Annotated in this window: 2 protein-coding genes; one reads left to right on the plus strand and one right to left on the minus strand. The window is 45.6% G+C overall.

Translation table 11 applies throughout. The features are described from left to right. The coding region (locus tag ACESM0_RS13125) for a M28 family peptidase (protein ID WP_372906655.1) at nucleotides 1-738 on the minus strand (738 nt) is incomplete at its 3' end. Between the two features lie 183 nt (nucleotides 739-921). On the opposite strand from ACESM0_RS13125, the gene ACESM0_RS13130 reads away from it, so the two are divergent. Then, the coding region (locus ACESM0_RS13130; protein ID WP_372906656.1) for a sodium:proton antiporter at nucleotides 922-2,159 on the plus strand (1,238 nt) is incomplete at its 3' end.

A 2,159-nucleotide genomic window follows, 5' to 3' on the forward strand; every position in this document is an offset into this window, starting at 1 on the left:
TGCCTCCGAAAATACCCGGGCTGTTGTATTGTTTATGATTCCGTTTATCCCTTCAATATTTCCAATCATATCGTTGTTCAAAACCGCATGAATTCTCCACTCATTTTCGATGGCGTAATCGGCCAGGATCTGCCCACCGAACAATCCTTGTTCCTCTCCGGAAAGCCCGGCATAGACAATAGTGCCTGGGAACTCATGCTTCGATAATACCCGTGCCGCTTCAATCGTGCCGGCCATACCCGATGCATTGTCGTTCGCGCCGGGTGAGTCTGTTTCGGCATCCATTACGTCAGATGCACGGGAGTCGATATCACCGGACATCATCACAACACGATTCGGGTCTGCTGTTCCGCGCTGAACGGCGACTACATTCACAATATTCACAGGTTCCGGAATGCGATTCACTCCCTCAATCACATCACTCACGTAAAAAACTTCGAGGCAGCCTCCACACTCTTCAGAAATCTTCTCAAATTCCTCTTTAATCCATCTGCGCGCAGCTCCGATTCCTTTTGCGTCTGAAGTTGTGTCGGATAGGGTATGTCTGTTTTCAAAACCTGCAAGTATACGCGTGTAGTCTTCAATCTGATCTGCAGAAACATCATCGGCAAGCTGCTTTAAAAACGGTTGATATTGAGGCGGGGATGTAAATCCTGCATTGGCATTAGTTTGGGCCTGAACCGGCACAACTAAAGAGAGAGAGAATATGATCAGTAAAGAAGGAAATAAAAGTTTCATGCTGAGCAATTAAAGATTGGTATTGGGTGGTTTAGAATTTTTCAAAACCAAGACCCTTAACAATAATTCAATCTGACCAATTGATAAAATCTTTTTTCTCCGTTAACAACTCTTATCAAAAAGAGTCGAGCATTTGTGCTCTGATCTCTTATTTTATAGCCGCACAATAATCTACCATATTTTATGAGCAACTTTTTTGAGGATACAGTTACTAAGTGGAAAGATCCTAAAACTCGCCGACGTATTTACTTTGGTCTTTTTCTAACTCTTGTTATTGCGGGTATATATTATGTTACCAACATGGGGAGTTTTCCCGAGCAAGACGGCCATTTTGGCTTTTGGTCGGTTATGCCTCCGCTTGTAGCCATTGTACTTGCATTTTGGACTCGTGAGGTAGTCAGTTCTCTTTTCATCGGAATATTTTTGGGTGGCATCATCTCCGGACAGCTCAACATTGTTCAGGATTTTCTTATACCATCCATCGGAACCGAAAGCTTCGCACTGATTCTGCTTGTTTACCTATGGGCTTTAGGCGGGCTCATTGGAATCTGGACGCGCACAGGCGGTGCAGAAAAATTTGCAGTTTGGGCATCCAACAAAATGGTTCGAGGGCCCCGTACGGCTAAATTTTTTACATGGATTATGGGACTCGTATTCCACCAGGGAGGCACAATCAGTACGGTTCTGACAGGCGCTACCGTTCGGCCCATTGCCGATAAACATAACGTGTCGCACGAGGAGCTCTCCTATATGGTAGACAGTACCGCATCACCTGCGGCAACACTGATTCCATTTAATGTCTGGCCCATTTACATCAGTGGTCTCGTCATAGGTACTATTTCATTGTTTGAAACACCACAGGATGGAATCAACTTCTTTTTCTCTTCACTCCCTTATAATTTCTATGCAATTTTCGCCATTCTGATCACCCTTCTGTTTGCTTGGGAAAAACTTCCATGGATACCCGGTAAAAAAATGCGAAAAGCGATGGAGCGCTCCCGCACCAAAGGAACTCTGGATCGAAAAGGAGCCACGCCTATGGCTGCCGATGAACTCACGCAGAATAAAGTTCCAAGGGGATATAATCCAGGTCTGATCGACTTCTTTGGGCCGATTGGTGCACTGCTTGGAGTTGCCATCATCCCATATATATATACATTTTTTATTCTCGGCTCCGAAGATCCCACACTTCTGATCGCTGAAGCGTTTGTGCTTGCCGTGCTTGCCGGTATCGGGATAGCCGTAGCAAAAGGGATGAGCCTGCAGGTGGCTATTAACGGATTTATTGACGGGTGTAAGGGGGTTACCATCGGCGCAATCATCCTTGCGCTGGCTGTTACTCTCAAAGAAGTTGCTGATGCCGTTGGAACAGCCAATTACGTGGTGATGATGATTGGCGATCTGATTCTGCCCGCGTTTCT

It is taken from the genome of Rhodohalobacter sp. (genome assembly GCF_041686455.1).
Classification (GTDB): Bacteria; Bacteroidota; Rhodothermia; order Balneolales; family Balneolaceae; genus Rhodohalobacter.